The sequence below is a fragment of the uncultured Winogradskyella sp. genome (genome assembly GCF_947498345.1).
Lineage (GTDB): Bacteria > Bacteroidota > Bacteroidia > Flavobacteriales > Flavobacteriaceae > Winogradskyella.
Genome location: NZ_CANMJY010000016.1, coordinates 1 through 16413, shown reverse-complemented (window position 1 = coordinate 16413; position 16413 = coordinate 1). Strand labels below are relative to the sequence as shown.

General features: G+C 34.2%; 12 protein-coding genes. 8 read left to right on the top strand and 4 right to left on the bottom strand.

The window, feature by feature from the left end:
• The first annotated feature begins 1 nt into the window (after position 1).
• Positions 2–1135 (top strand): ATP-binding protein, encoded by a 1134-nt coding sequence (locus tag Q0912_RS16970; protein WP_299117408.1) that lies wholly within the window; start codon positions 2–4, stop codon positions 1133–1135.
• Between the two features lie 225 nt (positions 1136–1360).
• Here Q0912_RS16970 and Q0912_RS16965 read toward each other — a convergent pair whose 3' ends face one another.
• From Q0912_RS16965 to Q0912_RS16950, 4 genes are all read right to left on the bottom strand, one after another.
• On the bottom strand, positions 1361–2548 hold the full coding sequence (locus tag Q0912_RS16965; protein ID WP_299117355.1) for a DUF1501 domain-containing protein: 1188 nt from the start codon (positions 2546–2548) through the stop codon (positions 1361–1363).
• A gap of 2 nt (positions 2549–2550) precedes the next feature.
• Complete coding sequence (locus tag Q0912_RS16960; RefSeq protein WP_299117353.1) at positions 2551–3924, bottom strand: DUF1800 domain-containing protein; 1374 nt, start codon at positions 3922–3924, stop codon at positions 2551–2553.
• Positions 3925–4092: 168 nt separating this feature from the next.
• Complete coding sequence (locus tag Q0912_RS16955; protein WP_299117351.1) at positions 4093–4344, bottom strand: hypothetical protein; 252 nt, start codon at positions 4342–4344, stop codon at positions 4093–4095.
• Positions 4345–4349: 5 nt separating this feature from the next.
• Positions 4350–5903, bottom strand: coding sequence for an aldehyde dehydrogenase family protein (locus Q0912_RS16950; protein ID WP_299117348.1), 1554 nt, complete (start codon positions 5901–5903; stop codon positions 4350–4352).
• 119 nt (positions 5904–6022) lie between these two features.
• On the opposite strand from Q0912_RS16950, the gene Q0912_RS16945 reads away from it, so the two are divergent.
• From Q0912_RS16945 to Q0912_RS16915, 7 genes are all read left to right on the top strand, one after another.
• The gene (locus tag Q0912_RS16945) at positions 6023–7102 is read left to right on the top strand and encodes an isoaspartyl peptidase/L-asparaginase (protein WP_299117346.1); all 1080 of its coding nucleotides are present in this window, start codon (positions 6023–6025) and stop codon (positions 7100–7102) included.
• A gap of 134 nt (positions 7103–7236) precedes the next feature.
• Positions 7237–8049: a cyclase family protein gene (locus Q0912_RS16940; protein WP_299117343.1), complete on the top strand. Its 813-nt coding sequence runs from the start codon at positions 7237–7239 to the stop codon at positions 8047–8049.
• Between the two features lie 47 nt (positions 8050–8096).
• On the top strand, positions 8097–8792 hold the full coding sequence (locus tag Q0912_RS16935; RefSeq protein WP_299117341.1) for a DUF6090 family protein: 696 nt from the start codon (positions 8097–8099) through the stop codon (positions 8790–8792).
• A gap of 184 nt (positions 8793–8976) precedes the next feature.
• Entirely contained in the window at positions 8977–14565 is a 5589-nt protein-coding gene (locus Q0912_RS16930; RefSeq protein ID WP_299117339.1) for an MG2 domain-containing protein, read from the top strand.
• A 63-nt stretch (positions 14566–14628) separates the two neighbouring features.
• Positions 14629–15048 (top strand): hypothetical protein, encoded by a 420-nt coding sequence (locus Q0912_RS16925; protein ID WP_299117337.1) that lies wholly within the window; start codon positions 14629–14631, stop codon positions 15046–15048.
• A gap of 102 nt (positions 15049–15150) precedes the next feature.
• A complete protein-coding gene (locus Q0912_RS16920) occupies positions 15151–16005 on the top strand; it encodes an SH3 domain-containing protein (protein ID WP_299117335.1) in 855 nt (284 codons plus the stop codon).
• Between the two features lie 33 nt (positions 16006–16038).
• On the top strand, positions 16039–16350 hold the full coding sequence (locus Q0912_RS16915) for an antibiotic biosynthesis monooxygenase (protein WP_299117331.1): 312 nt from the start codon (positions 16039–16041) through the stop codon (positions 16348–16350).
• The last annotated feature ends 63 nt before the right edge of the window (positions 16351–16413 follow it).

The following is a 16413-nucleotide window of genomic DNA, read 5'->3' as shown; positions in this document are numbered from 1 at the left end:
TATGATTAACAAACGCCTTCTTATAAAAAATCTTTTAGCTCACAATGATGAGAACAGTTTTTATGATAAAAAAAGAAAGGTAGATATTAGTCATAAAGAAGGGAAAGCTAAGTTCTTAAAGCATATCTGCGCACTCTCTAATAGTAATCCTAAAAATAATTCGTATATCGTTATTGGTGTTGAGGACGAGGATAATAAAATTATTGGTGTTGATTTTTTTGATGACAGTAAAATTCAAAACCTTATTAATGCGTATTTAACTAATCCCCCAATTGTACAATACGAAAATATTCCTTTTCCACACTTACCAGATGATAAGGTGGTTGGTTTAGTTACTATTAGATCTAATGAAGCTATTACAGCACTAAGAAAAAACATATGGAAGTATTATGGAGGTTCCGTCTTTTTTAGAGATGGTAGTATGAGTATGCCTAAAGTTTTTGATATTGAAATTAAAGACGTTAACTCAAAAATCGTTTCGGCAATTGAAAATCATGCTCAAAACAATATTCAATTAACACTCGATGGTGTTTTCGATTTTATGAACAAACGCAAAGATTTTAACCCACAATACAAAGTCTTTAAAGAATACTTTGTGCTCTGCTGGTCTGGTGATAAAAAGCATGTTAAAGACGAAATATTCTATTCTCGTGTAGATATTGAATTAATTAACGAGCAAGTACGTTTGTTTTATTCGGCATTAGACGAAGTTGCTATTTTTTATGATGATGATTCCTTTAAAATTGTTGAATATGTTAGGCTAGGGCTTCAGCAATCGTATAAATATTATAAACTTGAAGAAAAAACCATTCACTTTGATAATAATGCCAACTATTCTATAGAGGCTAATTTAGTTTTTGAACCACCACAATTTGACAAAAAAGTACTGCACCATATTTATAATACCAATAATGTTATTCTCGAAAAACTCGAAAAGAGCATAACATTAGGTAATCATGAGCTGGTAGATTTAGAAAACTTAGCTGCGAGTTATTTAATTTGCTATCTCAATGGTTTTGATGATGCTTTACCTAAATTAGATTACGCTAAACCTTACATTAAAAAGTATGATTCTGAACTTTATAAGTCTTATAAAGAAACGATTAGAATTTTACGGAAAGTAAAGTATAATTAGTTTATCGGAATTTACATAGATTTAATCCGTGTTTTTCGCATCTTATCGAAGCACTTGCAAAAACACTACAGATTATACATTTTTTTCGACCATTCATCAAAAAATTTAAGCACAAATAAAAATTACTTGCATCTTTGATATGCTATTAATCAATTATACAACCTTGTTTCGACTGCCTAAGGTAGTTTTGAAACAAGGTTTTTTATTTAATTAAACAGGTTAAGTCTATATAAAATTAAGCTTCTCGAAATTGTTGTTTAGAATAATAGTATCATCGGCCTTAAGCCAATGACTTAAAATTGTAGCGTAAATAGTTCTAAAATCAATCTCATATTTTAAGTCGCCATTACTGTCTAGATTACTTAAACTTACCAGATCATTATAAAAACCAGGTTTACGTAAGTTTTTACCAATAACAAATACATTGTTTGCTGCACCATGGTCTGTTCCATTAGCTGCATTTTGTTTAACGCGTCTTCCAAATTCAGAAAAAGTTAAAATCAAAGTATCTTCAAATTTTTGGTTGTGTTTTAAATCTTTTACAAAAGCAGATACACTTTCGGCATATTGCTTTAATAATCTGGTTTGTGTGTTTTGTTGATTAGCGTGTGTGTCAAATCCGTTCAAAGATGTGTAAAATACTTTTGTATCTATGTCTGAGCTTATAAACTGAGCTACATTTTTAAGTTGTTTAGCAAATTTGTTCTGCGGATAGTCTTGTTGGGATGCTTTTATTTGAGTAGTCTCATAAATATACTTAGCCGATGACTTAGCTTCAATCATGGTCTGATAGAGATAGCCTAAATTATGCTCGCTTAAATGTGCATCGTTATAATGGGTCAGTACACTTTTGAAAAAAGGATCTTTAGCGGTCTTATAAAGAACTTTATAATCATTTGTAGCAATACCATTAAAACGCTCGCCTTTCATTGCCAAACTTAATTGCTCATCCATCTCAATAGCATTATAAGGTTTTTTACCATGCTTATCTAAGTAACGTCCTAGCCAACCACTTTGTAAATACTCATCTGAGTCACTCGCTGTTTGCCATATATCCATTGACCTAAAATGTGAACGTACAGGATTTGGATAACCTACATTATTGATGATAGACAATTCGCCATTATCAAACAAAGATTGTAGGGGAGCTAAGCTGGGATGAAATCCTAAATCATCACTTAATTTTATAATGCCCTTTGTAATGGCTAATCGTGGCCTTGCATTAAAGTAGATATCATTGTTATAGGGAATAATAGTATTTAGCCCATCATTTCCGCCAGCTAATTGTACAATAACCAATCGCTTATAACCTAATCTCTCTGAAGCAACAGACTCGAAAGCCTTTACAAAACTTGGTATAAAAAACAAGCTGCTTGCTAATGTCGAATCTTTTATAAATTTACGTCTATCCATAACTAACACATTTGATATTCTGGTAAGGACATTAATTGCACACAAAAATCGCGCTTAGAGGATTTACTCAATGTTTTTAGATAACCTGCTATGCCATTATTAATTGAACCTTGAATAATTATATCAGCAAGATCATCCGTTTTAACAGATTTAAAATTATTTAAAAACGCTTCCCAATCTGGTATGGTTTTAAAAGGGAGTTTTCCTTTACTTCTTTTAAAATATTGTTTTTTAAATTTATCATTGAAATCACCATACTCCTTCAAAGAAATTAAAGCATTATTGAGCAAAACAGAAGGCAGTTTTAGTCGTGTCATAATAGTATTGGCATCAATCCAGGCTTTATGACCTTTCCAGCCTGCTACATTAGGAGGATCCAACAACATTTGACCTAATAACCTCTGAATAACAAGTAAATCTTTTTTCCTTTCAAATGTTACAGGAACTGTTTTTACCATACCAATCAAAAACTCAATTGGGGATTTTATTTTTACGCCAATGTTGGCTTGGTCATAAAACCAATCAGACATAAATACAAAACGCATCAAATTTTCTATGTTATAGTCCTTATAGAAAATATTTGCCATGGCCTCTATATGTGTTTTATTTGGTGTAGGGTTGACAAAATAGCGATAGATTTTATCTGATATGAATCTTGCACATTGTTTGTTTTCGAGTATTTTATCAATAATAGTATCACCATCATATTTACTTGTTTTACCAAAAAAGGTCTTAAAACCATAATCGTGTTGATACCTTCTAAATACAAACTCTCCTTTAAAATTGTGGTTATATCCTGTAAAAGCGCGTGCACTTTCTTTAATGTCTTTTTCAGAGTAATGGCCTTCACCTAAGGTGAAAAGTTCCATTAACTCTCTGGAAAAATTCTCGTTTGGCTTGCGTTTTCTATTTTGTTTTCCGTTTAAATATTTTAGCATTGCTGCTTCCTTAGAAACAGCTTTTACAAAAGTTCTAAAGTCACCTAAAGCGTGTATTCTAAGCGTATTATTGTATTGCTGTGCATGTTGTGGATTTCTATCTCTGCACACAAAGTGATTAGCCCAAAATAAGGTCATGCGTTCTCGTAAAAGCTCTTTTGGGTGTATCAACCGTTCAATCCAAGCATGATTAAGGTCTAGTATACGCGCTTTGTTCTTTTCCCTAAGTTCTTTGGCTAATGAAGGATATTTTTTTAGGTCTATTGGGTTAATACCATCAAGATATGATAAATCGATGTCTAGTTTACTCGTGTTTTTGGAGCTTTCAAAAAGCCTGTCAACAACTTGCTTTCTATTATTGCTGCCAGACATTTCTTGTTTTGGGTTTATACCAAAACCTGAACGCCAATATAAATGCTGAAGCTCTTTTTGTGTCATGTAGATTAGACTTAGAATATACGTTATGGTTTAACCACTACAATAACTATTCCGAAGCTTTAGTTTTTAAAGCTATAAATAAAAAACCGTTCCTAAAGTTAGAAACGGTTTTTTATTTTACTTATTTCAAAAACAGTTATGTCTATTTTGAAATTAGTTTGGTTTTTATTACAATAAGTACCCAATTAAAAATAAGACTGGTAAAAAACCAATACTTGCAATTAATATCCTGTATTTAGATTTTCTAAAAAACCATAGGAGTACCATTGGTAAAATCATAAACACTACCAAACTAATCAATAAAAGATGCCACATCTCAATAATATAATTAAAACCTTCTCCATCATAATCAAAATAGGCGAAGATGTTTGTTAAAACAATATTTATTGCAATTAATATTAAGATGTCTTTTCTTTTCATTATAACTATAAGTCAAATTTAATGCCTTGAGCTAAAGGCAATTCGTCAGAATAGTTTATAGTATTAGTTTGTCTTCTCATATAAACTTTCCATGCATCAGACCCAGACTCACGCCCACCACCTGTTTCTTTTTCACCACCAAAAGCGCCTCCAATTTCTGCACCCGAAGTTCCGATATTTACATTAGCAATACCACAATCAGAACCAGCATATGATAAGAATTTTTCGGCTTCTTTCATTTCGTTGGTCATAATCGCAGAAGATAAACCTTGCGCAACTCCGTTTTGTTTTGCAATAGCATTTTCTACTTCACCAGAATATTTCATTAAATATAGGATTGGAGCAAAGGTTTCGTGTTGTACAATTTCAAAATGATTTTCAGCTTCAATAATTGCAGGTTTAACATAGCAACCACTTTCGTAACCTTCTCCTTCTAAAACACCGCCTTCTACTAATACGTTTCCACCTTCAGCTTTTGCTTTTTGAATAGCCGCTAAATAAGTGTTTACGGCATCTTTATCGATTAGGGGACCTATGTGATTATTCTCATCTAAAGGATTACCAATCGTTAATTGTTTATATGCACCAACAATAGCATCACGTACTTTATCGTAAACAGATTCGTGAATGATTAAACGACGTGTACTTGTACAACGTTGACCACATGTACCAACAGCACCAAAAACAGCACCAGGAACTACAACTTTTAAGTCAGCAGATGGTGTAATAATAATCGCATTATTACCTCCTAATTCTAATAATGATTTTCCAAAGCGCTCAGCAACAGTTGCGCCAACAATGCGACCCATTCTGGTAGAGCCAGTAGCAGAAACTAAAGGAATTCTAGCATCAGTAGTTAAGAATTCACCAACTTTATAATCACCATTTATAATACAAGAAATCCCTTCAGGGTAATTATTTTCTTTAAGAATCTCAGCAATAATATTTTGACAAGCAACAGAGCATAGAGGTGCTTTTTCTGAGGCTTTCCAAACACAAACATCACCACATATCCATGCTAAAGCTGTATTCCAGGCCCAAACAGCAACAGGAAAGTTAAATGCTGATATAATGCCAACAACACCAATTGGATGCCATTGCTCTCTCATAACATGCCCTGGACGTTCAGATGGTATGGTTTGCCCATTTAATTGTCTGGATAAACCTACTGCGAAATCACAGATATCTATCATCTCTTGTACTTCGCCATAACCTTCTTGCAATGATTTACCCATTTCGTAAGAGACTAATTTACCTAAAGGCTCTTTTAATTCTCTTAGCTTATTTCCAAACTGTCGCACCACTTCACCACGTTGAGGTGCAGGTACGTCTCGCCAAGCCAAAAATGCCTTAGTTGCAGCATCCATTACCTTATCGTAATCTGCTCTGGTTGTTGATTTTACTTTGCCAATTAACTGACCATCAACTGGGGAGTATGATTCAATAATTTCGCCATTAGAAAAATTATTAGAACCTGTTGAAGTTCCCTCATTTATCTCTTTAAGACCTAACTGGTTTAAAGCTTCATGTATTCCGAAATCGGTAGCAACTGCTTCCATATATGTTTATTTTTTATGAATTATTAAATTTTGACGCGAAGTTACTAATAAAAACTCAGTTTTGCTTGAAGCTTGAACTCTAAAAATGTAACTTTAAAGCATATATAAATCTAACCGACATGAAAAAAATTATTCCCCTCATTCTTATCCTATTCGCATGCTTAGCTTGTAAAAATGAAAGCGCTTCTATTGCTACAGATAAAGCTGAAGAACAAAAAGAACAAAGCTCTGAAAAAGCAGAATTTGCTATCATTATACATGGTGGGGCTGGTACGATTCTAAAAAAGAATATGACGCCAGAAAAAGAAGCGGCATACAAAGCAAAACTAGAAGAAGCGATTAGAGTTGGTTATGAGGCTTTAAAAAACGGGGGAAGTAGTATAGATGCTGTTACCAAAACTATCAACGTCATGGAAGATTCTCCATTGTTTAATGCGGGTAAAGGTGCAGTCTTTACTAATGCCGAAACAAACGAATTAGATGCGTCTATAATGGATGGAAAAACACTAAATGCTGGTGCGTCTGCTGGTACAACTACTGTAAAAAACCCAATAAATTTAGCAAGAGCTGTAATGGAAAAATCTAAGCATGTAATGCTTTCTGGAACAGGAGCAGAAACCTTTGCTGAAGAACAAGGTCTAACACTAGTAGAACCTAAATATTTTCATACCGATAGGCGCTTAGAATCTCTAAAACGTGTTAAAGAAAGAGAAGCAAAAAAGGAAGGGAAAATAGATACAGAATCTGCATATTTTCAGTTCTATGATTCCCATATTAAAAATTCTAAATTCGGAACGGTAGGCTGTGCTGCATTAGATAAAGATGGAAATTTAGCAGCTGGTACTTCTACTGGTGGTATGACTAACAAACGCTATGGTAGAATAGGGGATTCGCCGATTATTGGTTCTGGTACTTATGCTAATAATGCCACATGTGCAGTATCGAGTACTGGTTGGGGGGAATACTTTATAAGAGCTCAGGTAGCCCATGATATTTCTGCACTAATGGATTATAAAGGCCTGAGTTTAAAAGAAGCCACTGAACAAGTTTTAGATAAGGTTAAAAAATTAGGCGGTGATGGTGGCATCGTAGCGGTAGATAAGAATGGTAATATGGTTGCAAATTTTAATACTAAAGGGATGTATCGCGCTACAATGAATGATAAGGGAGAGTTGACTATTGGTATCTACGAACAATAATCTGTAACATTTCATTATCTTCATACACATATTATTAACTGACCTCAAACATACCATCAACCTAATTTACTTGTTTATCCTAAACAAGTGACCATATATTTTGTATCAACTTTTTACACCAAAATTTCCGAAATATGAAATTCAACACGTACTATTTATTCGCTTTTCTATGTGTAACCTTTTCCTGTAATGAGTCTGTAGACCAAGAAGAAAGGCAAATCGTTAAGACTAAAATTATAGACTTAACCCATACATTTTCTGAGGAAACCGTGTATTGGGTTACCGCTAAAGAGTTTAAATTAGATGTAGTAGCAAAAGGAGATACCGATAAGGGTTTTTTTTATGCCGCAAACAATTTTGAAACTGCTGAACATGGCGGAACACATATAGATGCTCCTATACATTTCTCAAAAGGAAAACAATCAGTTGAAGAAATTCCATTAGAAAAGTTAATAGGCCAGGCCATAAAAGTTGATGTTACAGCAAATACTAATAACAACCCAGATTATTTAGTAAGTGTAAAGGATTTCACAAACTGGGAAAAGATAAATGGTCAAATCCCAGAAGGGGTCATAGTTCTTTTGGATACAGGCCATTCTAAACACTATCCTGATAAGCTTAAATATCTGGGGACAGACCAACGTGGACCAGAAGCTATTAAGCTATTGCATTTCCCTGGACTTTCGCCAGAAGCTGCAACTTGGCTAGTTGAGAATAGAAGTATAAGTGCTATTGGTATAGACACACCTAGTATTGATTATGGACAATCTGAATATTTTAAAAGCCATGTTATCCTACTCTCAGAGAATATACCAGCCTTTGAAAATATTACAAATCTGGACCAATTACCATTAAAAGATTTTGAAGTCATAGCATTACCCATGAAAATAAAAGACGGTAGTGGAGCACCATTACGCATTATTGCTAAAGTGAAGGAATCCTTATGATTAAATTCTTCCAACATATGCGCCGCTCACTAATCCAAAAAAATCAAATGGCTAAATACTTCAAATACGCCATTGGCGAGATTCTTCTAGTTGTAATCGGAATTTTGATTGCACTGCAAATTAACAACTGGAATGAGCAAAAAAAAGAACGCTCAAAAGAACAGGCTTTTTTGAAAGAAATAAACTTAGACTTTAAATCGAACAAAGCACAGTTAGATTCAATAATTAGTTTCAACAAAGTAAGTTTACATGCGGCCACCAGATTACAGAAAATTATAAGAACTTTTGATTTAAACAACCCTCAACGAAATGTTTCTAATGCACATTTTGCTGATAGTATGAGGTTTTATAACCGTTTGGTGTGGAGAAACAAATCTTTCAACCCTAAAAACGGAACCGTTGAAGCACTTTTAAATTCATCTTCTTTTGACCTCATTAAAAACGATACTTTAAGACGTTACTTAATTTCATGGAAGGACGTTTTGCAAGATTATTTAGAAGAGGAGCAATTTGCAGTTAATTTTTTAACTAATGAATATGGTCCTTGGGCAAGAGCAAGTTTTGACCCTGATCTTACAGACGATCCAGAAAACACTAAGACTTTTTTTAGTAAAAGGCACAGAAACTTCATAAATCAAAGAATAGGCGATTTGCATAATAATATAAGTACCGTGGAAGAGGAAGGAGTTGTAACCATGATTAATGGTATTGTTAGATTAACTGAACCTAAAAACAATGATTAAATCCTTCAGGTACTTCAAGTAAAAATCCCATAGCATTTTTGTACTAGTAACACGCATAAATTGTAACTTTAAGAACAATTTAACAACGGCCCAAAATCTAAACGAATAAAAATAGGCGTACTTATTTAACAAGAAAGTACCTACCCTTCTTTTTACTGAAGTTTTATTTAATACCATCATCACTATGCAAATCAAAAAGCACCTTGCCTTCCTAGCTCTAATTGTAATCGCTATTTCATGTAAAAAAAAGCCCGTAGAAACGGATAACATCTTTAAGTATAGGGATTATATAAGTTATACCACTTCTGGTGTGGTTTCAGTAAAAACACTTATTAAAATTAATTTGGCGCAAGATGTTGAAGGCTGGGAAGCAGAGCAAGAACTAGATGTTAGTTTAATTAAAACACGACCTTATATACAAGGAACGCTAAAAGCGCTAAACAAACACACACTATTGTTTACTCCAGATGAATCTCTAGAGCCTGCTACAGCCTATGGGGTTACTGTAAAACTAGGTGACATTTATAAAGATATTCCTCAAGAATTTAAAAACTACACCTTTGAATTTAAAACCATAACTCCAAGTTTTACCATTATGACCAACAATTTGCAATCCTATAGCAAGGAATGGCAATATGTATTGGGACAATTACGCTCTTCAGATGCTATCACTTTAGAAGAGGCTAAGCAATTAGTAACTGCAAAACAGAAGAAAAAAGACTTAAATATTGTTTGGCTAGAAGAACCAAAACCTTCTAAATATTTTGAATTTAGAATAGACAGTATTAAACGTGAGATAGAGGATAGTAAAATCGACATTGCTTGGGATGGTAAAGCCATTAAGGCCGAAAATAAAGGAGAAAATTTTATCACTATTCCTGGTAAAAACAACTTTAGTATTGTAGAAACTAATGTGTATCAAAATCCCGAACAATACCTATCACTTAATTTTTCAGATCCTTTAAAAAAGCAACAAAACTTTGCAGGTTTGGTGACGATTGAAAACGTAAAAAACCCAAGATATATTGTCGAGGGTAATGTTTTAAAAGTTTATCCAGACAACAAATTGGTAGGTGATATACGAGTGGATGTGTTTACAGGTATTAAAAACACGGACGGCTTTAAACTCAAAAATCCATTTACGCAAACACTAACCTTTGAAGAGCTTAAGCCACAAGTACGTTTAATAAGCAATGGTTCTATTCTGCCAAATTCAAAAGATTTAAAATTCAATTTCGAAGCTGTTAACCTGAGTAAAGTTGATGTACGTATCATCAAAATTATTGAAGACAATGTGTTGCAATTCCTTCAGGAAAACAATATGAACAGCAACAATGAGTATCATATAAAACATGTGGGTCGTCGTATTGCAAAAGAGACCATTACCTTAATACAAGACGAGTCTCAAAATACAGGCAAGTGGAAGGCGTATAGCATCGATTTATCTAAATATTTACAAGCAGATGCTGGTGCTATTTATCGTGTGGAATTGAGTTATAAAAAATACTATTCACTATACGATTGTTCCTCTAAATCCGAAACGACAGAAGTGGATGAAAACGATTACTATGATGACTATTACGATGATTATTACGAAGAAGATGTCGTAGCTTCTGACGATATTTCAGAAGAAGAACAAGAATTAAGAGAAGAGCGTTATTGGGATAACTTAACTTATAGCTATAGAAATACCAATTACAGATATAGAGATCGAAACAATCCATGTACAGATTCGTATTTTAATTATGGTAACAGAACAGCATCACTTAATATAATTGGCTCTAATCTTGGTGTTATTGCCAAGCAAGGCAATGATAATACCTACTTCTTTGCTGTAACTAATATTTTGTCTACAAACCCTGAAGCAAGTGCCTCAGTCACTTTATATAACTATCAACAACAAGAATTGACAAAAGGCAATACCAATAGTGAAGGTATTATAGAACTCGATTCTAAAAAACGAGCTGCATTTGCCATTGTTTCTAAAGGTAAAAATGTAAGCTATATAAGATTGTTTGATGGTAATTCTTTATCCCTAAGTAAGTTTGATGTATCTGGTAAGCGCTTACAACGAGGCCTAAAAGGTTACATCTATGGAGAGCGTGGTGTTTGGAGACCAGGAGATAGTTTATTCTTAACCTTTGTGCTTAATGATAAAGCGAATAAGTTACCAAAACGTCATCCTGTAAAGCTAGAAATCACAGATCCTGTTGGTAAACTGGTGTATAGAAAAGTGTCCGTAGATAATATCAATAACTTCTATGATTTTAAAGTGCCTACGTCTTCAGATTACAAAACCGGAAACTACAATGCAAAAGTGTCTGTTGGTGGAGCCAACTTTACTAAAAACCTAAAAATTGAAACGGTTAAACCGAATCGTCTCAAAATTAAAATGGACTTTAAAGAGAAAGTTCTAAAGGTTAAAGAAACTTTAGAAGGTGACTTAAATGTTGCTTGGTTGCATGGTGCTCCGGCAAAAAACTTAAAAGCAGAAGTCAAGGCAAAATTCACCACAACCTATACAAGTTTTAAAGGGTACAATAACTATGTCTTTAATGACCCTACAAAGAAATTCAACACTGAAGAAACCAATGTTTTTGAAGGCAATCTCGATGCTAACGGAAATGCTAAAGTAGATTCAGAATTAAACATTGGACATAATGCTCCAGGTATGCTAAATGCGCAATTCCTAGTCAGAGCTTTTGAGAATGGAGGGGATTTCTCACTCGATGCTTTCACCATACCATACGCACCTTACGAGAGTTTTGTGGGATTACGTTCACCTAAAGCAAGTCGTTACAGTTCATATTATACAAACGAAGATCACACCTTTGATATAGCTACCGTAACTGCAGATGGCAAACCGATTCAACGCAACAACTTAGAAGTAAAAGTTTATAGAATTGAATGGCGTTGGTGGTGGAATTCCTCATATGACAACCTATCGAGCTATGTATCTAGTAATTATCATAGACCTGTTCAGCAATATTCTATTAATACAGATGCCAAAGGAAAAGCGAGTTTTAAAGTCAACATTCCAGAAAGTGACAGAGGTCGTTATTTAATTAGAGTGTTTGATCCTGCAAGTGGACATGCCACGGGACGTACGGCTTATTTCTATAAAAACTGGTGGTCTAATTCATCTTCAGGTGACAAGGAAGCCGCTAAAATGTTAGTCTTCTCAACGGATAAAGAAAACTATAATGTTGGTGATACGGCTAAATTAACCTTCCCATCGGGTACTGAAGGCAGAGCCTTAGTAAGCATAGAAAATGGTACTGAAGTATTACAACACCAATGGGTAAAAACTAAGCAAGGTGAAACAACAATTGATATTCCGGTGACAAAAGGCATGGCTCCAAATGTATTTGTTAATATTTCATTATTACAGCCACATGCTATTACCTCAAATGATTTGCCGATTCGTTTGTATGGTGTCATTCCAATGATGGTAGAAAATCCAGCAACAAAATTGGAGCCACAAATCAATATGCCAGATGTGATAAAACCCGAACAACCTTATGAAGTTAAGGTCTCAGAAAAGAATAACAAAGCGATGACCTATACCATTGCAGTAGTAGAGGAAGGACTCTTAGATTTAACGCGTTTCAAAACACCAAACGCTTGGAACAATTTCTATGCACGAGAAGCCTTAGGTGTAAAAACCTGGGATATTTTTGATGATGTTATAGGAGCTTATTCTGGTAGCATAGATCAGGTATTCGCTATTGGTGGAGATGGAGCTGCTGCCAAAGGCAAGAATAAAAAAGCCAATCGCTTTAAACCTGTGGTGACGTATTTAGGGCCATTCCTATTGAAAGAAGGGCAGATAAAAACGCATCAGCTCAAAATGCCAAATTATGTTGGCTCGGTGCGTACTATGGTTGTAGCAGGAAATAATAATACTGAAGCTTATGGTAGTACTGAAAAATCAGTAAAAGTTAAAAAACCATTAATGGTTCTGGCGACTTTACCACGTAAATTAAGTCCAGGTGAAAAAGTGACGCTTCCAGTTACCGTTTTTGCCATGGAGGACAAAGTGAAAAACGTGAATTTGTCCGTAAAACTTAGTGATGGAATTACGGTGAAAGGAAACAAAACACAGTCCTTACAATTCAGTAAACCAGATGAAAAAATGGTCTATTTTGAACTGGATGTGACCAAAGCAAAAGGCATCAATACAATTGAAGTTGTCGCAACAGGAAATGGAGAGAAATCAACCTATAAAATTGAAATTGATGTTGAGAATCCAAACCCAATGACCTCTCGTGTTATTGATAAGGAATTACAAGCCAATGGAAACCAAACGATAAACTTTTCAACCTTTGGTGTACTAGGAAGTAACCATGCTACTGTTGAGTTCTCAACCTTACCACCAATGGATTTCTCAAAACGCATGGAATATCTTATTCGCTATCCTCATGGTTGTGTTGAGCAAACGACCTCTAGTATATTTCCACAATTATACTTAGCAGATGTATTTGATTTAACAGAGAAAAAGAAAAAGCAAGTGCAGCGCAATGTCGAAATTGCTATTGGCAAGTTAGGACGTTTTCAGAATGCCACTGGGGGATTAGGATATTGGATGGGTGAAAGCTCAGTAAATGATTGGGGCACAAGTTATGCTGGTCATTTTATGATTGAAGCCGAGGAAAAAGGATTTGTATTACCATTGAGTTTTAAAAACAATTGGATTAACTATCAAAGGCAAGCAGCTCGTAACTGGAGACCAAGCTATAGAAATAGAAATAACGATTTTGCGCAAGCGTATCGCCTATACACATTAGCTTTGGCAGGAAATCCTGATTTGGCGAGTATGAATCGATTACGAGAGTTTGAGGAAATATCTAACAATGCCAAATGGAGATTAGCGGCAGCTTACGCCTTAGCAGGACAAAAAGAAGCCAGTGATGCCATTTCAAAATCGGCTAACATTGATTTTGTTGCTGATGAAGCGGATAATTATACATATGGTTCCACATATAGAAATAGAGCAATGGCTCTTGAAACCATGCTATTAACTAATCATCCTAAGAAAACAGATCTAGCAAAGAGCATTGCTAAATCTCTATCTAGTGACCGTTGGATGAGTACGCAAACTACAGCATATAACCTATTGGCTTTAGGAAAAATGATTAGGCAAAATGGTGGTAAAGATTTAAAAGTCACTTACACCATCAATGGTAAAACTGAAACTATCGATACCAAAAATGGCATTGCACAGCGCAATATTCCTGTAAATGATGGAGCAAACAAAATAAGTATTTCAAACGGAAAAGATAATCGGGTTTATATTCGCATTTTAAATTCTGGAAAACTAAAGCTAGGAGAGGAACTAGCTGAACAACGCGGCTTTTCTATCTCAACCGTTTATAAAGATTTACAAGGCAACAAAATTGATGTGACTAAGTTACAACAAGGTCAGGATTTTGTGGCCACGGTTAGTGTTTCAAACCTAACCAGAGATTATGTCAATGATGTAGCATTAACACAAATTTTCCCATCAGGTTGGGATATCGTTAATACACGATTTACAGATTTTGGGGATACGACCGTGAGCCAAGCACGATTTACAGATATACGAGACGACCGAGTGAATTTCTATTTTGATATGAGTAGAAATGGGAAATATGGTACGAAGACCTTTACAGTAATGCTGAACGCATCTTATTTAGGCACTTATTATTTACCAGGAGCACAGGCTGAAGCCATGTATGATAATGATGATTATTTAGTAAGAAATAAAGGCCAATGGATCACTGTAGAGAAGTAAAATTCCTGCGTAGGCAGGAATCTGACAACTATGAAAAAAATAATTTTAAATATAGCGCTAATTTTGAGTTCAACATTCTTTTTAGGATGTAAGACTGACAGTGTTGATGGAATAATTCTAGAATACACTTTAGTTAGTCATCAAGAGTATTCTGTAAATAAACAAATAGTCTCGTTGATTAAATTATCATTGAAGAAAGATTCCGAAGCATTTAATAAGTTAATTCATTTTCCAAATATTGATGGTGAGGGTTCATATGATCTTGGGTATATAATTACGCAAATAATTTACAGAATAGGCGAAATTGAAACGATAAAAATGCTCAATGACTTTGACAAAAGAGAATTAAACAACTTACGAGGTATGATTAGAGTTGGATTAGAATATGGAGACAATAATTACGATGGAAAAATGGATGAAACCTATGTAAAGGACGAATTTCCAAAACTATTTAAATATATAAATGAAAAACTAAATAACTAGATACTGAATCAAGTTCAGCATAAACTAAACACTTGTCGGTCGACAGGCAAGAATCCTAAGAAAAACAAACCGCTAAAATGTTTAACTTAAAAACAAGAAATTATGAACTATTTAAAAAAGATTTTAGCGATCGCGTTGGTATGCAATGTAGCAATAGCAACAGCACAACAAGAAGAAGCTTACGTGGCAGCAGAAAGTGGATTATCTCTTAGAGATCAACCTGATGTTAGTGGAAAAATGTTGACGAAATTAGCCTATGGAGAAGCCATAGGAGTATTAGAAGAAACAGATAAGAACTTAGTAGTATTAGATGGAGGTGAGAAAATTAGCGGAAAATGGGTAAAAGTAGAAACCAGAAACCACATAGGATATGTTTTTAATGGCTACTTATCACCGAATAAAATCGCAAGAACTATTCGATTAAACCTTGATAACGTAAAGGTAGAAATTAAGAATCTTGCTACTAGTGATTATAAAAGAACCCATGATTTAAAAGGTGAAGAAAAAGCAATTATAAATGTTGATATAAGTGATTCACCAGAAGGAAAAAACATTGTTCTGATTGATAACGATTACAAACAAGTTAGCCTATTTCAACGTTATGAAAATAGTTTCTCATTTATGAGTGCTGATGCTAAATGCAACACCAATGAGTGGAAGCAATATGACACTGAATGGAAGCCATTAAAACAATTAAAGTCCAATACATTTGAAACTTTATCATATACCGAGAAAGATTGGATTGATTTTATTGAAACAGCAGCAAAAGATTTAAAAGATGATGTTGTAGATAAATGTGGTGAGGATTGGTTTAATTATGTTAAGACTATAGAGAATATTAAAGATTTTCCTGTGAGTGTTACTACGAATCGTGTTTTTATTAAATTTATCTTGACAGATTTTGAAGATAACGTCACAGAAAAAATCATAGAATTTGAAATGCCTAAGGGTTCTTAATTAAAAAGATTCCCAATTTCATGGGAAATGAATATGAAAAACTTTAAACCATACTTTGCTGTAATATTTACATCAACCCAAACTGAAATTACTGAAGGCTATGCTGAAATGGCTGAAAAAATGGAAACTTTAGCCAAACTACAACAAGGCTATTTAGGAATTGACAGTGCAAGAAGTGATGTAGGTATTACAGTAAGTTATTGGGAAAGTTTAGAGGCAATTAAGAATTGGAAGGTAAACACAGAACATCTATTTGCACAACAAAAAGGTCGCGAACAATGGTATAATTGGTATAATGTGAGAATATGTAAAGTAGAACGAGAGTATGAATTTAAACTCGACTAACGTTTCAAGGTAAAATGGGCTTTAAACTCTTTTCTTTGTCCTGATGTTGGTTCGTCGTACTCA

Coding starts and splice junctions, on each gene's coding strand:
- Q0912_RS16970 (WP_299117408.1), top strand. CDS start 2: ATGATTAACAAACGCCTTCTTATAAAAAATCTTTTAGCTCACAATGAT.
- Q0912_RS16965 (WP_299117355.1), bottom strand. CDS start 2,548: ATGGATAGACGTAAATTTATAAAAGATTCGACATTAGCAAGCAGCTTG.
- Q0912_RS16960 (WP_299117353.1), bottom strand. CDS start 3,924: ATGACACAAAAAGAGCTTCAGCATTTATATTGGCGTTCAGGTTTTGGT.
- Q0912_RS16955 (WP_299117351.1), bottom strand. CDS start 4,344: ATGAAAAGAAAAGACATCTTAATATTAATTGCAATAAATATTGTTTTA.
- Q0912_RS16950 (WP_299117348.1), bottom strand. CDS start 5,903: ATGGAAGCAGTTGCTACCGATTTCGGAATACATGAAGCTTTAAACCAG.
- Q0912_RS16945 (WP_299117346.1), top strand. CDS start 6,023: ATGAAAAAAATTATTCCCCTCATTCTTATCCTATTCGCATGCTTAGCT.
- Q0912_RS16940 (WP_299117343.1), top strand. CDS start 7,237: ATGAAATTCAACACGTACTATTTATTCGCTTTTCTATGTGTAACCTTT.
- Q0912_RS16935 (WP_299117341.1), top strand. CDS start 8,097: ATGGCTAAATACTTCAAATACGCCATTGGCGAGATTCTTCTAGTTGTA.
- Q0912_RS16930 (WP_299117339.1), top strand. CDS start 8,977: ATGCAAATCAAAAAGCACCTTGCCTTCCTAGCTCTAATTGTAATCGCT.
- Q0912_RS16920 (WP_299117335.1), top strand. CDS start 15,151: ATGAACTATTTAAAAAAGATTTTAGCGATCGCGTTGGTATGCAATGTA.
- Q0912_RS16915 (WP_299117331.1), top strand. CDS start 16,039: ATGAAAAACTTTAAACCATACTTTGCTGTAATATTTACATCAACCCAA.